A 17,426-nucleotide genomic window follows, 5' to 3' on the forward strand; every position below is an offset into this window, starting at 1 on the left:
TCTCCGTCAAGCTGAACGCGCCCATCATGCGTCGAAATATTCAGCACTGAGATACGGTCGTGCCGAGTCGCATACCGTTGAAGCGTTTTAACGCGGGTACGCTCGCCGAGTCGACCGCACGTGCGCGACGCTCGCGCGATCCCGGCGAAGAGCGGCGACCGCCTGAGCGAATGATCTCAGGCGGCGTTTCATTGGCGCATGTGAGACATGTCGCGTTGCGCTCGCCGTATAGTGTCCCTGGCTTCAACCTGGTTCGTGCTGCGGGCATTCCGTTTGGAACCAATAATCGACCAGGCGTTGTGCGGCCTGGAGGTCGTCCGGGTAGTATGGGTCGTCATACCATGGCGACGGGTCGTAGCCCGCTTTTCTCAGCGCAGCGAGTTCGCTTTGGTGTTGCGCCATCGTCGGAGAAGCGTTACTCCTGAGCGCGGCCAGGTCGCGGCACTCAGTCGGACTGAGGTGCGGCCCCGCATACGGCACATACGGGCCGCTGCCAATAACGCATCCGGCAAGCGCAAACGCGATCACCGGTAGCGTCGACCGGACTCTCAGCAAGGCAATCATGACGCGTCCTGCCTACTTGTCTCTACTTCCAAGTTCGCTATGTTTGTGCGAGTGTGTTGCGCCGTGGACCAGTTCATAGTGGGCTCCTTTGCCGCTACGGGTGGGCGGAAAGTGCTCGCCTTCAACGCGTGTGACTTCAAAGCCTGTTCCGCCGTCACTCTCCGTCACCACCTTATAAATGCCGGAGGTCTGGACCTTCTCGCCAGGTTTGTGCTGCTCTGCCATGATCGTCTCCCTGTTGATGTATCAGTCGGGCCTCAGCAATGCGCGTTCCGTGCGATGAAGGCGGTCAGGGAGCCTTCTTCTGAAGATTCCGGAATTCGTTGAAGTGGCGGATCGCTTTGGTTGCCTCGCCCAACTCCTCGTGGATTCGCGCCGCGTTGAAATGAGCGTCTGCGAAGTCTGGCGCGAGCTCGATGCAGCTTCGGTATGAGTGAAGCGCATCTCTCAGACGGCCCGAATCCTCCAGCGCGACGCCGATATTAAAGTGCAGTATGGGATCGCCAGGCTGGTACCGCAGCGCGCTTTGATAGACTGCTATCGCTTCGGCGAACCGTTCTGACTCGACGAGAATGCATCCGAGATTCAAGGATGCGTTGGTGTAATCAGGGGCGCGCTCAAGCGCCTCGCGGTACACCGCCTCGGCCGCGTCGACGTCACCTTCCTCGAGTGCTTGAGCGCGACGAAAAAGGATGATGGCGGCCTCGCGGGCGTCAATCGCCCGTTGAGCTGCCGGAAAAGGAGCGACCTCACCGCACGCCGGCCGTGGCTCGAAATCCAGCAGTAGCTGTCCGGTTTCTGCATCCCACTGACGGCTGATTTCGTCTCGCACGGCAACGCGATTCCCAACCGCTGCGATTCGCACGCTTGTAAGCGATCCCTCGCGCGTCCAGCTCTTTCTCAGATGGTCGAGGGCGCGAACGATCTTCATCGGCGAAACGCCCGCGACGCGCAACGCATGTGCGGCCCTAAGCATCACGATGTCCTGGAAGGTGAAGCGGAACTCGCGCCGACCTCCGGTTGCGGGCGACACGAAGCCGGCCGCAATCAGTCGCTCAACGACGCTGCGTGAAACGCCGAGCATGCGTTGCACGTCGCGCAAGCTGTATCCGTCGTCTCGCATATCACCGCTTCGTACCCGTCTTACGCGCTGGGGCGGGCTGTTCGTCAGTCATCGCGCGGCGCACTGAGCGACGCTTGGGCACGGGCGCCTCCTCAGTTGGTGCTTCCTGTGCTGGTGCTTCGTCGGCCGAAGCTTGGGCCCGTATCCCTCCACGGGAAGTCCTGTGCGCTGTAGGTCGAGCTGCCGGCGGCTCTGCAAGAGGCTTCTTCTTCAGACTGGCGCGCAACGCCTCGACAAGATCGATGACCTGTGCGCCGGGCTGCGCAATCGTCGGCGCCGCGGTGATCTTGTTGCCTGCGATCTTCTTATCAATTTCCGCGAGAATGCGTTCCTTCTCCTCATCCTTGTACGCCGCCGCGTCATAGCCATCGACGCGGTACTGCTCGATAAGCTGCTCCGCAAGCTGCAGTTCCGCTGGCTGGACCTCCGGATGCTCAATGCCGATGTCCGCCTGAGAGCGGACTTCGTCCGCATAGAGCAATGTTTGCAGGATGATGCCGTCGCTGCCGGCGCGTACTTGCACCATCTTCTGCGAACCCTTCCACACCCACTTCGCAAGCGCACAGGTTCCGCTATCCTTCATCGCCTGATACAGAAGTTGGTACGGCTTGCCGCCACGTTTGTCGGGTGCGAGAAAGTAGGACTTATCGAGATAAATCGGATCGATGGCTTCACCAGGCATGAACGACACGATGTCGATCGTGTGGCTTGCGGTGACTTCCAGGGCCTCGAGCTCCGATTTTTCGAAAATGACATACTGGTCTTTCTCGAACTCGTAGCCTTTGACCATATCAGCGCGCTCAACAACCTTGCCGTCGTGCGGGCAGACGTACTGTTGTCTGAGTCGAGTGCCGCACTCTTTGTGCATGAGGTTGAAGCCGACGCCCGACTTACTCTCCGTGGCGGAGTAGACCTTGACCGGCACCGAGACGAGACCAAAGCTTAAAGTCATTGAAGCGATCGAACGAGCAGCCATCGTTCCCCTCCTTGGGTAGCGGTCCCGTAGCCGCCACGTAGCAATACGTAGCGGCCCCGTTGCTGGCCAGGCACTTCAGGTTATCTTGGCGACGTGGGCCTCGTCCATTCGTCGATGCCGGCTTAGCCCGGCGGCCACCCGCCATTCTTCGAGCACGCGCTCGAGCAGATCGTAGGTGACCGGCTTGCGCAGATATCCGTCAAACGACGGAAACTCATTGTCGCCCAAATCCGACCTACCCGTCATTGCTACCATGTAAGCCGTCTGCGACGCCCCGTTCAATCGGAGCCTGTTGCAGATATGGCGACCGTCGCCATCGGGCAGTTCGACGTCCGCGAGGATCACATCGAACAGTTGGCGGCTAGCCAGTGCGCGCGCGGTTTCACAGTCGTGTGCGATAGATGGCTCGTGACCCATCTGTTCGATGAGCGCGGTCAGACCCGCCGCAAAGTCGTGGTCGTCGTCCAAAACGAGGATTTGCATGGTGTTCCCCAGCGGCGCTGCGGTTTTTGACCGCGTGCGCACGGCTGATGCATAGACGATGCAAACTCTTGACGCAGCCGATCAGCCGCGGCGTTACTGCCTTCAACAGATTTCCGGGCGGCGCGTGTAGATGCCAAACTTCCAACGACAGGCAAAAAGGGCGTGGCTGTGATCGAAGGCTTCAGGAGAGGCGCGGCGCGGTCAATGGAGGCGAAGCGGGCGGGCTTTCCGAACTCTTTAGCACCCGTCGACATAGGACATGGCGATTCTCTTGGCGGCCAAACACGCGGCTCGGCTTCTGAGGTAGCAGGCGCTAGGGGAGACGCTCGGTCGCCGAAGACAAAGATTGTCCAGTCGACCAGAAATCCGCCCAGGGGTCGCGCGACTGGAAACTCAGATATTCACGTGCCGTGTGGACATTCCACTGAGCGCCGCTCTTGAGATCGCTAAGCTGTTCCCACGCCACCGGCATTGAAACGCCCATTCCGGGTCGCGCACGCGCTGAAAAAGCCGCCGCGGTCGTCTGCCCCTTCCCATTGCGCAGGTAGTCGACGTAGACCTTGCCGAGGCGATTCGCGGGCCCGGATATCGCAGAGAAGCGCTCAGGAATCGTCTTCGCCAGATGTCGGACGAAGGCCTGCGAGAAGGACTTGACCGTCACGTAATTCAACTCTGGAATGAGCGGCACCACCACATGCAGCCCCTTGCCGCCGCTTGTTTTGAGCCATGACTTCAGATCGAGCTCGGACAGCAGCGTGCGAACGAGGAGAGCGCCCTCCTGAACGTGATTCCATTTCACGCCTTCGCCCGGATCGAGGTCGAACACCACCCGATCGGGTTTGTCGATCTGAGGGACGACCGAATTCCACGTATGAAATTCGATCGTGTTCATTTGTGCAGCAGAAAGCAAGGCGTCTGCGGTATCCACCGTCAGCAACGGCGGATGGTTCGGCCAGAGTTCGCGGTTGTGCGCAGTCAGGCCCGGCATCGCCGTTCGCTCGGCATGCTTCTGAAAAAATAGATTGCCCGCCACGCCATCGGGCGCGCGAACCAGGGCCACGGGCCGGTCCTTCAAGTGCGGCAACATCCAGTCGGCCACGCTCGCGTAGTAGTGAACCAGATCAGCCTTCGTAATCGCCGCCGTCGCATCAATGATTCTTTCCGGGTGAGTGATCTTGAGCTGCGGCGGCGGCTCTGGCAACTGTGTCTTTCCTCCTTCGCGGACGACGCTGCGTGCGGGCTTATCGAGGCGCAAACCTTTGAACGACGACTGCCGAATCACGCCTTCGCCGGTCCATTCGGCGAACTCGACTTCCGCGACCGTGGTGGGTTTGAGCCACCGTTCGCTGCCGGCCGCGCGTCTGGACCACCGCCGTGCCTTGGTGACCTGCACATCGAAAGGCGCCGCGTCGACCTCCAGTGGGATGAGCCGATTCCAAAGTTCCCGAGCAGTCTTTGCGTCCCAGCCGGTGCCGACGCTTCCCGCGTCATGAAGCGTATTGCCCACGTAGTAGCCAAGCAGCAGACTGCCGACCTCACCGGATTTGCCGCCGCGCCCGGTCATACCGCAGATGACCAGTTCTTGCCTGAGGCGGGACTTCGCCTTCAACCACGATTCCGTGCGTCCCGACTCGTATGGCGCATCTCGCCGCTTCAGTACCAGACCTTCCAGTCCGAGCCCCGCAGCGGCTTCGAACACCTGGGCGGGCGGCGCGTCAAAATCCTGACTGAACAGAAGCTGCTCGCCTGCCTCTGCAAGAACGCTCGCCAGTTGAGCTCGCCGCGCCCACAACGGTACCTTCCTGAGATCCTTTCCATCCAGGAACATCAGGTCGAAGAGGAAGAAAACGATGTCCTTGTTGTCCCGTCCGTCGATCGCGTTCTGAAGCGCCGAGAAACTCGGAATGCCGTCTTGGAGCACCACAATCTCGCCGTCGAGCCATGCGCTCAGAACCGGAAGTTTCTTTATCGCGACGGCGAGCGCCGGAAACTTCGAGGTCCAGTCGTGTCCGTTTCGCGTGAAGAGCTTGACTCGCCCTTCGTCGATGCGCGCAAGCAGCCGGTAACCATCTAGCTTTGTCTCGGTAATCCAGTCGCCGGTGCGAGGAAGCGAACTCGCCAGTGTCGCCAGCTGTGGCTCGAGTTTCTTTGGAAGCGGTGCTGGCACCGCGGCGGAAAAGTCGATCATGTCGATCGTGTCGATCGCCGACGCTTCGGCGCGAGCACGTCGCGCCGCTTTCGGCTCGCGTTCTTCAATCGGCCCCAAAGGATGCGCAACGACGCTGTCGGGAAGCGCCTTGATGACGTCGTATTCTTCGAGCGAGCGGGCCCACTCGTCTCGCTTCTTGAACAGCATCCACTGGTCTTGCTTGTCGTCCGGTTTGGAGATGCGCACCAGTTCCCATAAACCGGCAAGCTTCTGACCGTGCAAGCGAAAGATCAACTTCCCGGTCTCCATGCCTTTGACTGCGTCGCCGGCCGGCTCCCACGTACCGTGGTCCCACACGATCACCGTGCCTGCGCCGTACTGCTTAGGCGGGATGGTGCCTTCGAAGGACGCATAGAAAATAGGATGGTCTTCGACATGCACCGCCATCTGCTTTTTGCTGGGGTCGTAGCAGGGACCTTTGGGCACAGCCCACGAGAGCAAGACGCCGTTGAGTTCAAGGCGGAAATCGTAGTGCAGACGGCTCGCCCAGTGTTTCTGCACAACAAAGCCCGACTGGCGTGCGCTGTCGGACGTCTCGGCGGTAGACGCAGACGGCTCGGGCGTGATGCTAAAGTCCCGCTTCTTCCGGTAACGGGCGAGGGGCGGCGCGGTGGTGTCGCGAGGCGAGGCCATGCTGTGATAGTCGGTAAGGGCGGCGGCGCCCGATGATCATCGTCCACGACCAATGATCGTCGTCCACGACCGATGATCATCGCCCACAAAAATATGCGCGCACAGCACGGTTGGGCAACCGGAGCGCACGCGGTGCCCAGCGAATGCCATGTACTGTTCCGCGACTTCGCGACATTTAGGACGGTTTCTTGCCAGCATCCTCGTTCGTCGTGCCGTCCTCGTCGGTCTCGATGCGCGTTGTGCCGCCGGTCGCGGGCGGATCGCTTGCAGGGAATGTATCCTCCACCGACTGATCGACCTGGTCCTCCGACTTCTCGCTGGTGGGGTTCTGCTCTTTGGGCGCGGTAGCCATGGTGTGCTCCAAGGGGGGTGTCAGTCGCAGCGAGCACGAACCATTCCATTAGAAATTGCAGCACAGTGTTTCGCGAAGGCAACGACGCGTTGAGCACCGCGAGGCAAGCTGCTATGTTTGCAGCACTTTAACTTCTTCGAGAGACAGCTTCGATGGATACCCCGCTATCTGCAGACGAAATTCGTGTCCGCGCGTATCTGCTGTGGGAGGCGGAAGGCTGCCAGGGCGGACGTGACGAGCATTACTGGCTTGAAGCAATTGCCCAACTCGGACGTGAACGGGTCGAGGGGCCGGACGGTACCGGCGTCGACTCGGTCGCTGTTTCCGATGCTCCCCAACTTAAAGCGGGCAAAAAAGTAGGGACGAAGAAGGTCGGCCAAGAGGCGCCTGCCAGGGTGGGAAAAAAGAGTGACTCAGCGACGAACGGCAGACAGCAGACCGCGAAAACTCCCAAGGCGGCCGCGGAGGGTCAGAAGAAGGCCGACACGAAGTCTGAGGCCAAGTCCGAGTCGAACGCCGACGTGAAAGTGAAAGCGCAGGCCAAGGCGAAGGCGGGGGCGAAATCGACGACGCAGCAGAAGGCGGACGCGACTGCAGCCGCGCCGAAACCGCCGAAGCGGTCGAAGCGAATCAAAGCAGACGCCGGGCAGGAGCAGGCAAGCTAAGCAAAAATAGCTCAGCAAGAACAGATCAGCAAGAACAGCTCAGCAAGAACAGCGGCGGCGAGGGTTGAATCGGCGCACTGAGACTCGGCCCTGGCCGCGTGGACTTCAGCAGAAGTTGCGACTCACGGTCGTGAGGCCGCCGAGCAGATGGGACATGTCAACGAGGCGCTGGGCGACGAGGTGCCGGACCTCGCCTTCACACTGCCAGGTGCCATACACGGCGAGGAGTGCTGCGCCTAGGGCCTCTTTTCGCTGCTTCTCAAGTAGCGATGGCCAGACGATCACGTTGACGTTGCCCGTTTCGTCTTCCAGGGTCACAAACATCACGCCCTTGGCGGTGCCCGGCCGCTGCCTGACGGTGACGAGCCCGCAGCCCCGCGCCAGTCGTCCGTTGCGGTACGTGCGCAACGTCGCGGCGGGCATGAGCCGGTTTTCGAGCAGGATAGGCCGCAGAAGCGAAAGCGGATGCCGGCCCAAGGTGAGCCCCGATGCGTTGTAATCGCTGACGATGTCCTCGGCCTCGGACGGCGCGCCCAACGCTGGCGTTTCATCATCGATGCGGCTGTCGGCCAGGATGTCCCGGTCGGGGACGGCCGCGACCGATTGCCAAAGCGCTTCGCGGCGATTGCCGGCAAGCGAGCGCAGAGCGTTCGCCGCTGCGAGCACCTGGAGGTCCCGCCGATCGAGTTGAGCGCGGCCCGCCAGGTCACTCACGCTGGAGAACGGCTTCACGGCGCGCGCGTTCTCGATGCGTTCCGCTGCGCCGTCCCGCATGCCTTTGAGTAACGACAAGCCGAGACGCACGACGGGCTTTGCACGATCGATGCGACGCTCGAGCACTGAGTCCCAGCCGCTGACGGTGACGTCGATCGGCATCACCTCGACTCCGTGGCGCTTCGCGTCCTGCACGAGTTGTGACGGCGAATAAAAGCCCATCGGCTGCGAATTGAGCATCGCCGCAAGGAAAGCTGCCGGTTCGTGGCATTTGAGCCAGCTGCTTGCATAGACGAGAAGCGCGAAGCTCGCCGCGTGACTTTCCGGAAAGCCGTACTCGCCGAAGCCCTTGATCTGCTCGAAAATGGCCTCCGCAAATGCCTTCTCATAGCCGCGCTCCTGCATGCCATTGACGATGCGGTCGTAGTACTGCTGTAGTCCGCCTTTGCGTTTCCAGGCAGCCATCGCACGACGCAGTTGATCCGCCTCGCCCGGTGTAAAGCCCGCAGCCAGGATCGCGACCTGCATCACCTGCTCCTGGAAAATCGGCACGCCAAGCGTGCGGCCCAGTGCGATTTCCAGTGCTGGGCTGGGATAAGTCACCGGCTCGATCTTCTGACGCCGTCGAAGATACGGATGAACGGCACCGCCTTGAATCGGCCCGGGACGCACGATCGCAACTTCAATCACAAGATCGTAGAAAGTGCGTGGTTGCATGCGCGGCAACATGCTCATCTGCGCGCGTGATTCAATCTGAAACACGCCGACCGTATCCGCCTGGGAAATCATCTCGTACGTCTCGGGATCTTCCGACGGGATGTCCTGCATCTCGAAACGTTCGCCGCGCTGCTCGGAGACGATGTCGAGCGTGCGGCGGATCGCCGACAACATTCCAAGCGCAAGCACGTCGATTTTCAGCAGTCCCAGTGCCTCGAGATCGTCTTTGTCCCACTGGATCGCACTGCGATCCGCCATCGCGGCATTCTCGACGGGTACGAGTCGTGTGAGCTTGCCGCGGCTGATGACGAAGCCCCCGGAATGCTGTGACAGGTGCCGCGGAAAATTTAGGATCTCGGCGGCGAGTTTCGCCCACATCGCAATGAGCGGGTTGGTCGGGTCGAGCCCCGACTCCTCGAAGCGGCGCAACAGATCCTGCGAATGATCGAACCATTGGTGGCTTTTGGCGACCTTGTCGACGATCTGAGGATCGATGCCGAGCGCCTTGCCGGTTTCACGCAGCGCGCCGCGCGGTCGATAGGTCGAGACCGCGGCGGCAATCGCGGCCCGATCTCGGCCATACTTCCGATAGATGTACTGGATCACCTCTTCGCGCCGCTGGTGCTCGAAGTCAACATCGATATCGGGCGGCTCGCCCCGTTCCTTGGAGATGAAGCGCTCGAACAGCATGTTGCCGCGCGAAGGATCGACTTCGGTGACGCCTAGGCAATAACAGACGGCACTGTTCGCTGCAGATCCGCGCCCCTGACACAGGATGTGCTGGCTTCGCGCGAAGCGCACGATGTCGTAGACCGTTAGGAAGTATGCCTCGTACCGCATCTCGCGAATCAGTTGCAGTTCGTGTTCGATCTGTTGCTGAACCTGAAGTGCGATGCCGGCGGGAAAGCGCTTATGCGCGCCGATATACGTCTCCTGCCGCAGATACCCCTCGTGCGTGAAGCCGTCCGGCACGAGCTCGTCGGGATACTCGTAGCGCAGTTCGTCCAGAGAGAACGTGCAACGCTCGAGGATGTCGAGGGTCTTTGCGAGCGCATGCGCGGGATAGAGATTGGCGAGCCGTAGCCGCGAACGAAGGTGTTGCTCTGCATTAGGTGCGAGATCGTAGCCGCACTCGGCCACGGGCTTGCCGATGCGGATCGCCGTCATCGTGTCCTGCAGCGGCTTGCGCGAGCGCACATGCATCACGACGTTGCCGAGGGCAACGACCGGGACGCGGTGCCACTCGGCAATGTATTCGACGCTGCCACGATGAATGTCATCCATCGCGCGTTGATGCAGGATCAGGCCCACCCACGCGCGAGCGGGAAACGTCTCGTTGAGCCATTCAACTTGTGCGGACAGCGCGTCTTCCTTCGCGGGAAAATCCGGCACGAGGATCGCCAGGCAATCAGGCATGCCTCGCAGATGCGCGTACTCTTTCTCGGGTTTCGACAGGTCGTGCGGCGTAAGCAAGTACGAGCCTTTCGCTGCTCTCATGCGCCCGAGTGTGATCAGCTCGGACAAGTTGCCGTAGCCGTTGCGGTTCTGTGCGAGCAGGATCAGGCCGAACGCCGGGCTCTTGTCCGCGTGAACCAGCCGAAAGTAGGAGCCGATGATCAGCGGCAGCTTTTCTTCCTTGGCCTGGACGTGCGCACGCACCACCCCTGCAAGCGAGCACTCATCGGTGATCGCCAGACCCGAGTAGCCGAGTTGCGAGGCGCGCAGCACGAGCTCTTCGCCGTGCGATGCGCCATGCAGAAACGAAAAGTTGGTGAACGCGAACAGCTCCGCGTAGTCGGGAAGGGCCGACGAGAAGAGATCCACGGCGACACCGATTATCCGAACAGCCCATGAAGGAACCAGCGGACTTCTTCGGTCTTCACGCTGGGGCGCTCACGGTAGATCCAATAGCAGCTTTTATCGGTGGCTTCCGCTACGTAGTAGTCGCGCGTCACCAATTCGCCGTCGTGCCAGCCCGCCTCAATGCGTTCGCCCGTCGAGACGAGCTTGAGCGGCGAACCATAGAACGGTCGGTGATTCTTGATCATCAGCCGCACGGGCGTGTCGAGCAACCAGGTCGGGCGCGGAAGTTCGGCAGGAGGAGGGCACGCCTTGGTCGTGGCTTGCACCGGCACCCATTGATTCGCGTGTTCGGGCCGATGGTCCGACGTCGGCGCGGGTCGCAACACGTTCTCGGCGCCAAGTCGCGCGACCAGCAGTTCGAGCAGGCGATTGTGATCCTGCGCGGAACCGCCCGGATCGGGGAAAAGCGAATCGCTGGGCGGCTCGGCCGGCTGCACCTTCGATGCCGTCAGGCGCACTGCGATGACGGCCGCCTCGAGCTCGATACGCCCGAGCCGTTCCTTGAGTAGTCGCACGAGGTGCTCTTCGTGCCATGTCGGCTCGGCCAATGCGATATCGATCACTGTCGGTTCGATCGCCTGGCGGCCGCGCTCGTGTTCCAGCGTGATGGTCGCCTGCGTCAGCGCAAGCTGCTGCGCGCTCAGCCAGCCGCACAGTTGCACGATCAGGCGTCGAGCGGAAAACAGAACCGCTTCTGCGTGTTCGACGCGGTCGGGCAGCTCGGTGCGCGCGCTGAAAGACGGCGGCAGCTCAAGCCACTCGTAAAGTTCGGGCGACAGGCCGTAGGCGCGGTCGAGAGAATCCAGTAAGTCCACACCGCACCTTTTCTTGAGACCTGCACGCGGCAGGCGACGAATATCGTTGAGCACTCGGCAACCAAGGCCGTTAAACCACTCGGCGAACGACCGAACCTCGGGGACCACCATGAAGGGCAGCTCCCCGAGATACCGTTCGAGCGAACGCATCTTGAGCACGCGCCGGCGACCGCGTTTGGCGAGGAGCCACGCGCCTTGACCCGTCGGCGCGACACTCATGCGGGCGGTGACGCCGATCGCATTGACCGCTTTCCGGATCTGTCGGCACACGTGCGTGATGCCCCCGAAAAGCCGGAGACTCGCCGTCACGTCCACGACGATGGTTTCTTCCTCACGCACGGCGACCTGAGGCGAGAAGCGCAGCAGCGCGAAAGCGACTTCGCGTTGCACGTCGAGTTCGCGTACGGGGCTGCGGTCGTACATCAGCGCGTCGGCTGACAGTGTCGTCACCCCACCGCGCTTCATCCCCACCAACACCCCTGCGTCTCTTGCTGCCTGGTCGAGCACTATGACCTTGTCACGCTCGAGCACCACACATCCGTGTTCAGTCGGAGAGGAGAACCTCGGACGGAACACCTCCAGCGAAAGCCGGGGCAGGAAGATGGCGACGAACACGGCCATGAGGACTGAGCAGAATCGGAGACGGTTGAAGGTGGATGGACAGTGGATCGGTTCGGGTGGGACCTCGTCGCTTGATGACATCGACGACGATGCCGCTGCCGGCGGGCCGCACACCCAACCGTAAGGTTGCGGGTGATGAATCCTGGGCAGCGGCGAGCGGTCGGATCAGAATCAGCAAGGTTTCGGTCGCCTGTGCCGCCAGATGCAATCGCCGTAACGCCTCAGATCGAATGTGCTGTTGCCAGAAGAGCAACGCGCCGCAACTTCGGGCGTTGAGCACGCGCTCGGCGCACCAGAGCGCGTCGGCTGTCTTCGGCGCGCGCAGCATCATCAGCTTGTCCAGCGGCACACCTAGGTACGAAAAAGCCAGGCTGTTCGGCACGTGCGGCGCCTGCAACAGCGCGATCGGCCGCTTGCTGACGGCGATGAGCGCGGGCTTGAGCAGCCGAATTTCACCGATGCCCGGCTGCTGGACCAGCAACTCCACCAGCGCCGCGATGGGCCAGCCACCGCCGGGCAGTTCGGCCGACAAGGCCGCGTAGCCGGTGTCGATGGTCTTGCCGTACGCACGCGCAAGCTGCGACCCGAGCCACAAGGCCGGGTGCAGCGAAGCGATATCCTGAGGCAGAGCGGCCATAGTGAAAGGGGCTGGTTAGAACACTGTATAAATGTACAGTGGTATCTTAGCTCAAAAATTGAAGCAGTGATTTGCACCTTTTTAACTGGCGACAGAAAAAACTGACCAATATGCTTGACCGGGACGTCCGATGCCCGAGTTCGCTGAGTTCGTCGCCAAGCTGCGCGAGGCGCTCGGCGAAGCAACGCAATCGATGTGGCGGTCGTCCGCGGAAGGCGGCCGAGCCGACATTCTTCGCGCAGGAAGACGGCGCACGATCGGGGTGGAGTCGATGACGGCGTTAGTCGCTGGCGGATCGAAGGCAGCGCGTGCGACCGCGCATTACTGCGCTGGGTGCGACGGTTCGTGCTCGGGGACGACTGCGCTGCAACGAGCGCCGGCGCTCAGCCGTTGAAAGTCCGGAGCGCGTCCGCACCTGCACGTAGCAGGCGGTGAGTTGGCGGTCAAGTGGCTAGTATGTGAGGAACCTGGAACGAGACGAACATGCCTGATATTGACGAACTGAAAGGCGCGCGAGCGGATCTGCTCTGCTTTCTGGTAGCGACCGTTGCAGCTTCGTATGCGCTAACCCAAGAATGGCGCGTGGACCATGTGGTCGAGAGCGGCCGCATCTGGCTCAAGCGCAATCTTGTCACCGTGCAATGGCTCGAACGCATCCGCATCGGCCAACTGGCCCTCAAAATCGCTCGGCGTGACCTGAAAGGAGCGGGTATCACGGTGCGCCAGTCGGACGTGCAGGCACTTTTCACCGGCGACATGGGGCTGAACCATGCGAGCACCGTGGTCCAAAAGATGATGAGGCTGTGCCGCGACGCTACGGGCACGGCAACTTAAACCGATCGAAATATAAGAGGGGACGGCAGTGTGCTACTCGGCGCAGATCCAGGCTGATTATCGGCGATACGTGAAGATGTTCGGCGCACAGATGGACATTCGCGAGTTCGCGCGCCTGTTCTGGGAGCGCGCCGAAGGCAGCAAGGCGAAGATCCCGAAGGCGATGGAAGACGCCTTCCGTGAACATCGGACCGATGACGAGCGCCAGATCAAGACCTTCATTGACCGGTACAGCGCTGAACAGGCGACCAGGGTCGAGCAAGAGCTTTTCAAGCAGCGCACGCGACTGGCCGATGCCGAGCGTACGCTGCAGACGAAGACGACGAAAGCGGCGACCGAAAGCAAGCGCATTGCGACGGACAAGGTCGATGCAGCACTACGGCGCTTAGCCGACTTCGGTCGAACGGAACAAGAGCCACGGGACTCACGCATCTTTCCCGGCTACTACGCCCCCGTGCTGGTGGTCGAGGACGGGCAGTATGTCGTCAAGCCGATGCGCTACCAGTGTCGCATCGCGGGGAAGCCTGCAAATTACGATGTCAAGTACCCCGGAACATATAACGCGCGACGGGATAGTCTGGAGAAGTTCTGGAAATCGTGCTTTGGCTACACGCATGGCCTATTGTTGGTTGACGTCTTCTATGAGAACGTTGCGAGGGCCAAGTGCGAGAACACACTGTTCGAAACGCATGAGGGATCGCAGGCGCCGGGCGAGAACGTCGTCCTGGAGTTTCGCCCCAATAACGGTCAGCTGCTGATGGTGGCGTGTCTTTGGTCGAAGTGGACAGCTCCGAATCAGCCCGATCTCCTATCGTTTGCCGCCATCACCGATGATCCACCGCCCGAAGTCGTCGCAGCCGGTCACGATCGTTGCATCGTGCCGATTAAGCCCGAAAACGTCGAGGCATGGTTGAATCCCAATCCGTCGAATCTCGATGCGCTGTACGGAATCTTGGATGATCGCGACCGCCCGTATTACGAACACCGACTTGCCGCGTGAAACTGACAGTTCAATTCTATGGTTTACGAAGGGGAGCCTTTAGCGTCACCGGAGCAGACGAGGCCCAAACCTGCCCATGGTCGCTCGAAAGCGAGAACGGTCGAATCATCGAAAATTTGCGACAAAAAGTGCGCTTTAGAATGACGGCGTTCCCATTTTGATCGTTTCAGTCCCGCCGCCTTACATAATCAATGCTTCGCAACTTCGAAAGGTGGGAGCGGTAGGGTTTGCCCATCGACGAAAGCAAACGCGCAGCGAATGGCGAATCGGTACGCACCGTCTTTGCTCGCGAACACGCCAAGATCGCCCAGGGAGGTCGCTTCACCGTCCTCTTCGAGAATCGATGCGCGGGCAACGAACGCGCGGCCGACGCGTGCGACGGATGGTTTAATTGCCGCACCGTGGTGATAGAAAATCATCTTTCATGTCCCCTTTTATGCCGTGCGAATGAAGCCAGAATAGCGCGAAAAAATTAACTGCATGTGAAGACGTCTCTCTCGAATGGGCACTTAATTGCATTTGCCAACCACGGCACGGTTCTGGCAGGCGCCCTCGGTCGCAAATTCATCATATCGGGCAGTCGGACATTCCCCGATATTAGAAAAACCAGCGGAATTTTCTATACTTGCTGCTTCAAAGCTCTGAGGACACGCTATGTGGCAGGCACAATGGCAGCAGGCGTCGGCTCTTCTGACGCAGGTTGACTGGCCCAACTGGCTCGCGATCGCTGGCACATCGAGTGCCATTAGCGCGATCGTCGTGCTCGCGATGCAAGGATTGAAGGAGCGCATCACTGCTCGACGCGAACGATGCGACGCAGCTCTGGAAGTTGCTATATCGCTCGAAGGGTATGCACGCGTGTGCAGGGCCATGATGCATCGTGCGCAGTGGGCCCGGGACGAAGCGACCCGCTCCGGAAATCGCGAAGCTGCGCAAAGTGCAATGCTGCCGGCGTTTGTTTACCCCGAAAAGATCCAGTGGCGGCGACTCAGTCACCGCGTCGTGTCCGATTTGCGCGACTTTCCCGCCAGGATTCACGCTGGCCGGGAAGACTTGAACTCGTTCTCGGAGTTTCGCGATCCTGCCGTATTTTGCGATGAGGTAAGTTTCGAGAGTGCGAAAGCGGCAAGGGATGCGCTGGCGCTGGCTCGCGAAACGAGAAAGAAGCACAGGTGTGTGCCGTGGCGGCCGGGGGCGAAGGATGCCGATCTGAGCCGCGAGTTATTGACGTTGATCGCTCGTGCCGAAGAAAAACGCGTAGAGAGCGTCAAGCAGCGCACCAGCGTGGCAGTCCCCGCTGAAGCGTCGGCCACGTTGCTTGGATCGGAGCCAGGCAATCCTCGCATCGCTTAGTAGGCAGGGCTGTCATCGACAGAGATTCCGCCGTCATGCCTGTTTCCAAAAAGAGGAAGTCGCCCAAGAAGCCGGGGCCTTTGCAGTCAAAGAAGTTTCTCCTTCCGATGCCTCGGGAGGATGCGGACGCCTTGTGTCTCCAGTCACGCCTTGCGCTCGAAGCCGTACGCGGGCAACGCGCTGCTCGACAAGAAGCGATCGTTCTCGCCCAGACTGTCCTGCTCACGAGTTTCTTGACCGAATCTGGGCACGGGCTGCTCGACTTGCCTTTCGTGCGTCAGGTGGAAGAGGCGGTGCTTGCGATTCTTGATGTTGCAAAGATAAGCGGCGAGTGGAACTTCAGCGAGTCGCTCGTGGAGTCGCTCACTACGGTTGTCAACGAGCATGATCGACAGTTGCGAGAAGTGCGCTTCGGCCATATCGTGGCGGCGACCGAGCGACTCGACCGGATGGTGGCGTCGGTACGCTTGCAGGGTTAGGTTCGGCAGCGTTCGCGCCGTTACTTTTCGGACGGCAGCGGGAAGCGGCAGCCGTGCTCGTCAATACCTACAGGTTCATCGAAAGGGTGGTCGTCGCCTTCCTCATCCTCGCCGGTCAATGGGCGCGGCCAAGGCCACGCCTCCAGCGCCCATGGGGGAATCTCATGCACGATTTTGAACCCGTGTTCAGCGGGCGACGCCCAAATGTCGTCGAAGGTTTCGTCGAGAATCTGCTTGAGATAGACGCAGTCGTCGACGCTCATATGACTTCGGCGTCTGCGATACCGGTCTTGTCCCGCAATCACGTGCTTTGACGCCAGGTCAAGCACGAGCCGGTGGGTGAGATAGGGCTCGCAGGCCCAGACCGATTCCCAGTCTCCTACTGCATATGGCCCGCTCATTGATCGGAGTCCGAGACCTGATCGTCTTACGATTGCGCCAGCAACCGCTGCTCTGCTTGCTCGAGGAGCTGGCGCGCATACTCGGAGACGTACGCGCTGTCGCTGTGATCTGTCTTCCCGAAAACGCTCACCAAAATCCGGCGTGCTTCGGCCGCGAATGCCGCGCGCTCTTGCTCGGAGTTGAAGAAGACGTCGGTCACGATGCGCTCGGCGAAGTCATTGATCGTGCCGATGCGTTGTCCTCCGCGGAGGATCTTGGCCGTCGCATTGACGCCGCGGCGGGTTTCGGTGAATTCGATGCTAAGTGGGTCGATGGTGTAAGTCATGGTCGCCTGAAAGAGATGGTCGTAACACCCGCGCCGTTTGGACGGCTTATCTCATAGCCTATTCATGGGATGGCAAAGTCAAGCGCGCTCGGAGCATCGCCGGCGGTCCGTCTCACCTTCGACACGAACGACGGCGCATCCATGAATTTGGCGACGCAGACGCGATCTGTCTCAGTTCTCAATACGATGGCGTGCAATGACAAAACAAACAGGGGAAATCATGTATCGGACCGAGTCGTTGGAAAGAGCGTTGTGCGGAAATGGCACGCCAGCTGCCGCGCTTTGAGCCCGTCGGCGTGGACGAGAGGCGTGCGCTTTGGGTCAAATACCGCGGGAATCAGGACGTTCAGCGGCTGTTATTGGAACTGGCGCAAGTGCGTCGAGCCATCGAGGAGATCGAAGCGTACTTCTCCGCGGTCCAGAAGGTGTGGGCTGAAGAGAACCTGGGTCAGCTTGTCGCGATGGAGAAAATACGCCTGTTACTCGTCGAGCACGGTTTGAGGCAGAGCGCGCTCGCTGGGTCGAAGGTTGCACCCCGCCGCGACGAACCGGACGAGCCTGAACCTGCGCTGCTCGACTAGATCGCCGTGTCTTGAGCGCGTCTATGCGCTCGAGGACGTGGCTTTCAATGTCGAAGCACCGTTCAGATGGACCGCCCTTG

The 17,426-nt window shown here is 60.7% G+C and carries 19 protein-coding genes; 6 read left to right on the forward strand and 13 right to left on the reverse strand.

The features are described 5' to 3' along the window. Positions 1-243: 243 nt before the first annotated feature. The 7 genes from AWB76_RS23630 to AWB76_RS41680 all read right to left on the reverse strand — a co-directional run bounded on the left by AWB76_RS23630 (position 244) and on the right by AWB76_RS41680 (position 6,340). Positions 244-564 carry a DUF4148 domain-containing protein gene (locus AWB76_RS23630; protein ID WP_061162573.1) on the reverse strand — a complete coding sequence of 107 codons (321 nt, stop codon included), beginning with the start codon at positions 562-564 and terminating at the stop codon, positions 244-246. A 12-nt stretch (positions 565-576) separates the two neighbouring features. After that, positions 577-789 (reverse strand): hypothetical protein, encoded by a 213-nt coding sequence (locus tag AWB76_RS39330; protein WP_074171398.1) that lies wholly within the window; start codon positions 787-789, stop codon positions 577-579. A 64-nt stretch (positions 790-853) separates the two neighbouring features. Further along, complete coding sequence (locus AWB76_RS23635) at positions 854-1,666, reverse strand: tetratricopeptide repeat protein (protein ID WP_279616447.1); 813 nt, start codon at positions 1,664-1,666, stop codon at positions 854-856. A gap of 22 nt (positions 1,667-1,688) precedes the next feature. Continuing rightward, on the reverse strand, positions 1,689-2,663 hold the full coding sequence (gene ku, locus AWB76_RS23640; protein WP_061162575.1) for a non-homologous end joining protein Ku: 975 nt from the start codon (positions 2,661-2,663) through the stop codon (positions 1,689-1,691). Between the two features lie 75 nt (positions 2,664-2,738). Beyond that, positions 2,739-3,146 (reverse strand): response regulator, encoded by a 408-nt coding sequence (locus AWB76_RS23645; protein ID WP_157696185.1) that lies wholly within the window; start codon positions 3,144-3,146, stop codon positions 2,739-2,741. A 313-nt stretch (positions 3,147-3,459) separates the two neighbouring features. Continuing rightward, positions 3,460-5,988, reverse strand: a complete 2,529-nt coding sequence (gene ligD / locus AWB76_RS23650) for a DNA ligase D (protein WP_061162577.1) — start codon at positions 5,986-5,988, stop codon at positions 3,460-3,462. A gap of 175 nt (positions 5,989-6,163) precedes the next feature. Beyond that, positions 6,164-6,340 (reverse strand): hypothetical protein, encoded by a 177-nt coding sequence (locus AWB76_RS41680; protein ID WP_167357780.1) that lies wholly within the window; start codon positions 6,338-6,340, stop codon positions 6,164-6,166. Between the two features lie 152 nt (positions 6,341-6,492). Between AWB76_RS41680 and AWB76_RS23660 the strand changes: the two genes are divergently transcribed. Then, positions 6,493-7,005, forward strand: a complete 513-nt coding sequence (locus AWB76_RS23660; protein ID WP_061162579.1) for a DUF2934 domain-containing protein — start codon at positions 6,493-6,495, stop codon at positions 7,003-7,005. Between the two features lie 105 nt (positions 7,006-7,110). Here AWB76_RS23660 and AWB76_RS23665 read toward each other — a convergent pair whose 3' ends face one another. Genes AWB76_RS23665 through imuA form a run of 3 tightly spaced genes read right to left on the reverse strand, consistent with a single transcriptional unit; the run spans position 7,111 to position 12,372 of the window. Further along, positions 7,111-10,260: an error-prone DNA polymerase gene (locus tag AWB76_RS23665; RefSeq protein WP_061162580.1), complete on the reverse strand. Its 3,150-nt coding sequence runs from the start codon at positions 10,258-10,260 to the stop codon at positions 7,111-7,113. 11 nt (positions 10,261-10,271) lie between these two features. Then, complete coding sequence (locus AWB76_RS23670) at positions 10,272-11,735, reverse strand: Y-family DNA polymerase (RefSeq protein ID WP_074171399.1); 1,464 nt, start codon at positions 11,733-11,735, stop codon at positions 10,272-10,274. Beyond that, positions 11,659-12,372, reverse strand: a complete 714-nt coding sequence (imuA, locus tag AWB76_RS23675) for a translesion DNA synthesis-associated protein ImuA (protein WP_061162581.1) — start codon at positions 12,370-12,372, stop codon at positions 11,659-11,661. Before imuA ends, AWB76_RS23670 begins: the two co-directional genes overlap by 77 nt. A gap of 483 nt (positions 12,373-12,855) precedes the next feature. Between imuA and AWB76_RS23685 the strand changes: the two genes are divergently transcribed. Next, positions 12,856-13,206: a hypothetical protein gene (locus AWB76_RS23685; protein WP_061162583.1), complete on the forward strand. Its 351-nt coding sequence runs from the start codon at positions 12,856-12,858 to the stop codon at positions 13,204-13,206. A gap of 28 nt (positions 13,207-13,234) precedes the next feature. Beyond that, the gene (locus AWB76_RS23690) at positions 13,235-14,206 is read left to right on the forward strand and encodes an SOS response-associated peptidase family protein (RefSeq protein WP_061162584.1); all 972 of its coding nucleotides are present in this window, start codon (positions 13,235-13,237) and stop codon (positions 14,204-14,206) included. Between the two features lie 188 nt (positions 14,207-14,394). On the opposite strand, the gene AWB76_RS23695 is transcribed toward AWB76_RS23690, so the two are convergent. Further along, positions 14,395-14,625: a hypothetical protein gene (locus AWB76_RS23695; RefSeq protein ID WP_061162585.1), complete on the reverse strand. Its 231-nt coding sequence runs from the start codon at positions 14,623-14,625 to the stop codon at positions 14,395-14,397. A 235-nt stretch (positions 14,626-14,860) separates the two neighbouring features. Here AWB76_RS23695 and AWB76_RS23700 point away from each other — a divergent pair, with 235 nt between their 5' ends. Then, on the forward strand, positions 14,861-15,559 hold the full coding sequence (locus AWB76_RS23700; RefSeq protein ID WP_061162586.1) for a hypothetical protein: 699 nt from the start codon (positions 14,861-14,863) through the stop codon (positions 15,557-15,559). A gap of 35 nt (positions 15,560-15,594) precedes the next feature. After that, positions 15,595-16,038, forward strand: a complete 444-nt coding sequence (locus tag AWB76_RS23705; RefSeq protein WP_061162587.1) for a hypothetical protein — start codon at positions 15,595-15,597, stop codon at positions 16,036-16,038. 20 nt (positions 16,039-16,058) lie between these two features. Here the strand turns inward: AWB76_RS23705 and AWB76_RS42260 are convergent, their stop codons facing one another. Together AWB76_RS42260 and AWB76_RS23715 are read right to left on the reverse strand one after the other, a co-directional pair. Beyond that, complete coding sequence (locus AWB76_RS42260) at positions 16,059-16,301, reverse strand: hypothetical protein (RefSeq protein WP_244173433.1); 243 nt, start codon at positions 16,299-16,301, stop codon at positions 16,059-16,061. A gap of 164 nt (positions 16,302-16,465) precedes the next feature. Continuing rightward, positions 16,466-16,765: a hypothetical protein gene (locus AWB76_RS23715; RefSeq protein WP_061162589.1), complete on the reverse strand. Its 300-nt coding sequence runs from the start codon at positions 16,763-16,765 to the stop codon at positions 16,466-16,468. A 260-nt stretch (positions 16,766-17,025) separates the two neighbouring features. On the opposite strand from AWB76_RS23715, the gene AWB76_RS23720 reads away from it, so the two are divergent. Next, complete coding sequence (locus AWB76_RS23720; protein WP_061162590.1) at positions 17,026-17,346, forward strand: hypothetical protein; 321 nt, start codon at positions 17,026-17,028, stop codon at positions 17,344-17,346. Positions 17,347-17,426 lie beyond the last annotated feature (80 nt).

Source organism: Caballeronia temeraria, assembly GCF_001544795.2.
Taxonomy (GTDB): Bacteria; Pseudomonadota; Gammaproteobacteria; order Burkholderiales; family Burkholderiaceae; genus Caballeronia; species Caballeronia temeraria.

What these genes read in the sequence shown, in the direction of transcription:
- imuA (WP_061162581.1), bottom strand. Translation starts at nt 12,372, where the DNA reads ATGGCCGCTCTGCCTCAGGATATCGCTTCGCTGCACCCGGCCTTGTGG.
- AWB76_RS23660 (WP_061162579.1), top strand. Translation starts at nt 6,493, where the DNA reads ATGGATACCCCGCTATCTGCAGACGAAATTCGTGTCCGCGCGTATCTG.
- AWB76_RS23700 (WP_061162586.1), top strand. Translation starts at nt 14,861, where the DNA reads ATGTGGCAGGCACAATGGCAGCAGGCGTCGGCTCTTCTGACGCAGGTT.
- AWB76_RS23715 (WP_061162589.1), bottom strand. Translation starts at nt 16,765, where the DNA reads ATGACTTACACCATCGACCCACTTAGCATCGAATTCACCGAAACCCGC.
- AWB76_RS23630 (WP_061162573.1), bottom strand. Translation starts at nt 564, where the DNA reads ATGATTGCCTTGCTGAGAGTCCGGTCGACGCTACCGGTGATCGCGTTT.
- AWB76_RS41680 (WP_167357780.1), bottom strand. Translation starts at nt 6,340, where the DNA reads ATGGCTACCGCGCCCAAAGAGCAGAACCCCACCAGCGAGAAGTCGGAG.
- AWB76_RS42260 (WP_244173433.1), bottom strand. Translation starts at nt 16,301, where the DNA reads ATGAGCGTCGACGACTGCGTCTATCTCAAGCAGATTCTCGACGAAACC.
- AWB76_RS23720 (WP_061162590.1), top strand. Translation starts at nt 17,026, where the DNA reads ATGGCACGCCAGCTGCCGCGCTTTGAGCCCGTCGGCGTGGACGAGAGG.
- AWB76_RS39330 (WP_074171398.1), bottom strand. Translation starts at nt 789, where the DNA reads ATGGCAGAGCAGCACAAACCTGGCGAGAAGGTCCAGACCTCCGGCATT.
- ku (WP_061162575.1), bottom strand. Translation starts at nt 2,663, where the DNA reads ATGGCTGCTCGTTCGATCGCTTCAATGACTTTAAGCTTTGGTCTCGTC.
- AWB76_RS23695 (WP_061162585.1), bottom strand. Translation starts at nt 14,625, where the DNA reads ATGATTTTCTATCACCACGGTGCGGCAATTAAACCATCCGTCGCACGC.
- AWB76_RS23645 (WP_157696185.1), bottom strand. Translation starts at nt 3,146, where the DNA reads ATGCAAATCCTCGTTTTGGACGACGACCACGACTTTGCGGCGGGTCTG.
- AWB76_RS23705 (WP_061162587.1), top strand. Translation starts at nt 15,595, where the DNA reads ATGCCTGTTTCCAAAAAGAGGAAGTCGCCCAAGAAGCCGGGGCCTTTG.
- AWB76_RS23685 (WP_061162583.1), top strand. Translation starts at nt 12,856, where the DNA reads ATGCCTGATATTGACGAACTGAAAGGCGCGCGAGCGGATCTGCTCTGC.
- AWB76_RS23670 (WP_074171399.1), bottom strand. Translation starts at nt 11,735, where the DNA reads ATGGCCGTGTTCGTCGCCATCTTCCTGCCCCGGCTTTCGCTGGAGGTG.
- ligD (WP_061162577.1), bottom strand. Translation starts at nt 5,988, where the DNA reads ATGGCCTCGCCTCGCGACACCACCGCGCCGCCCCTCGCCCGTTACCGG.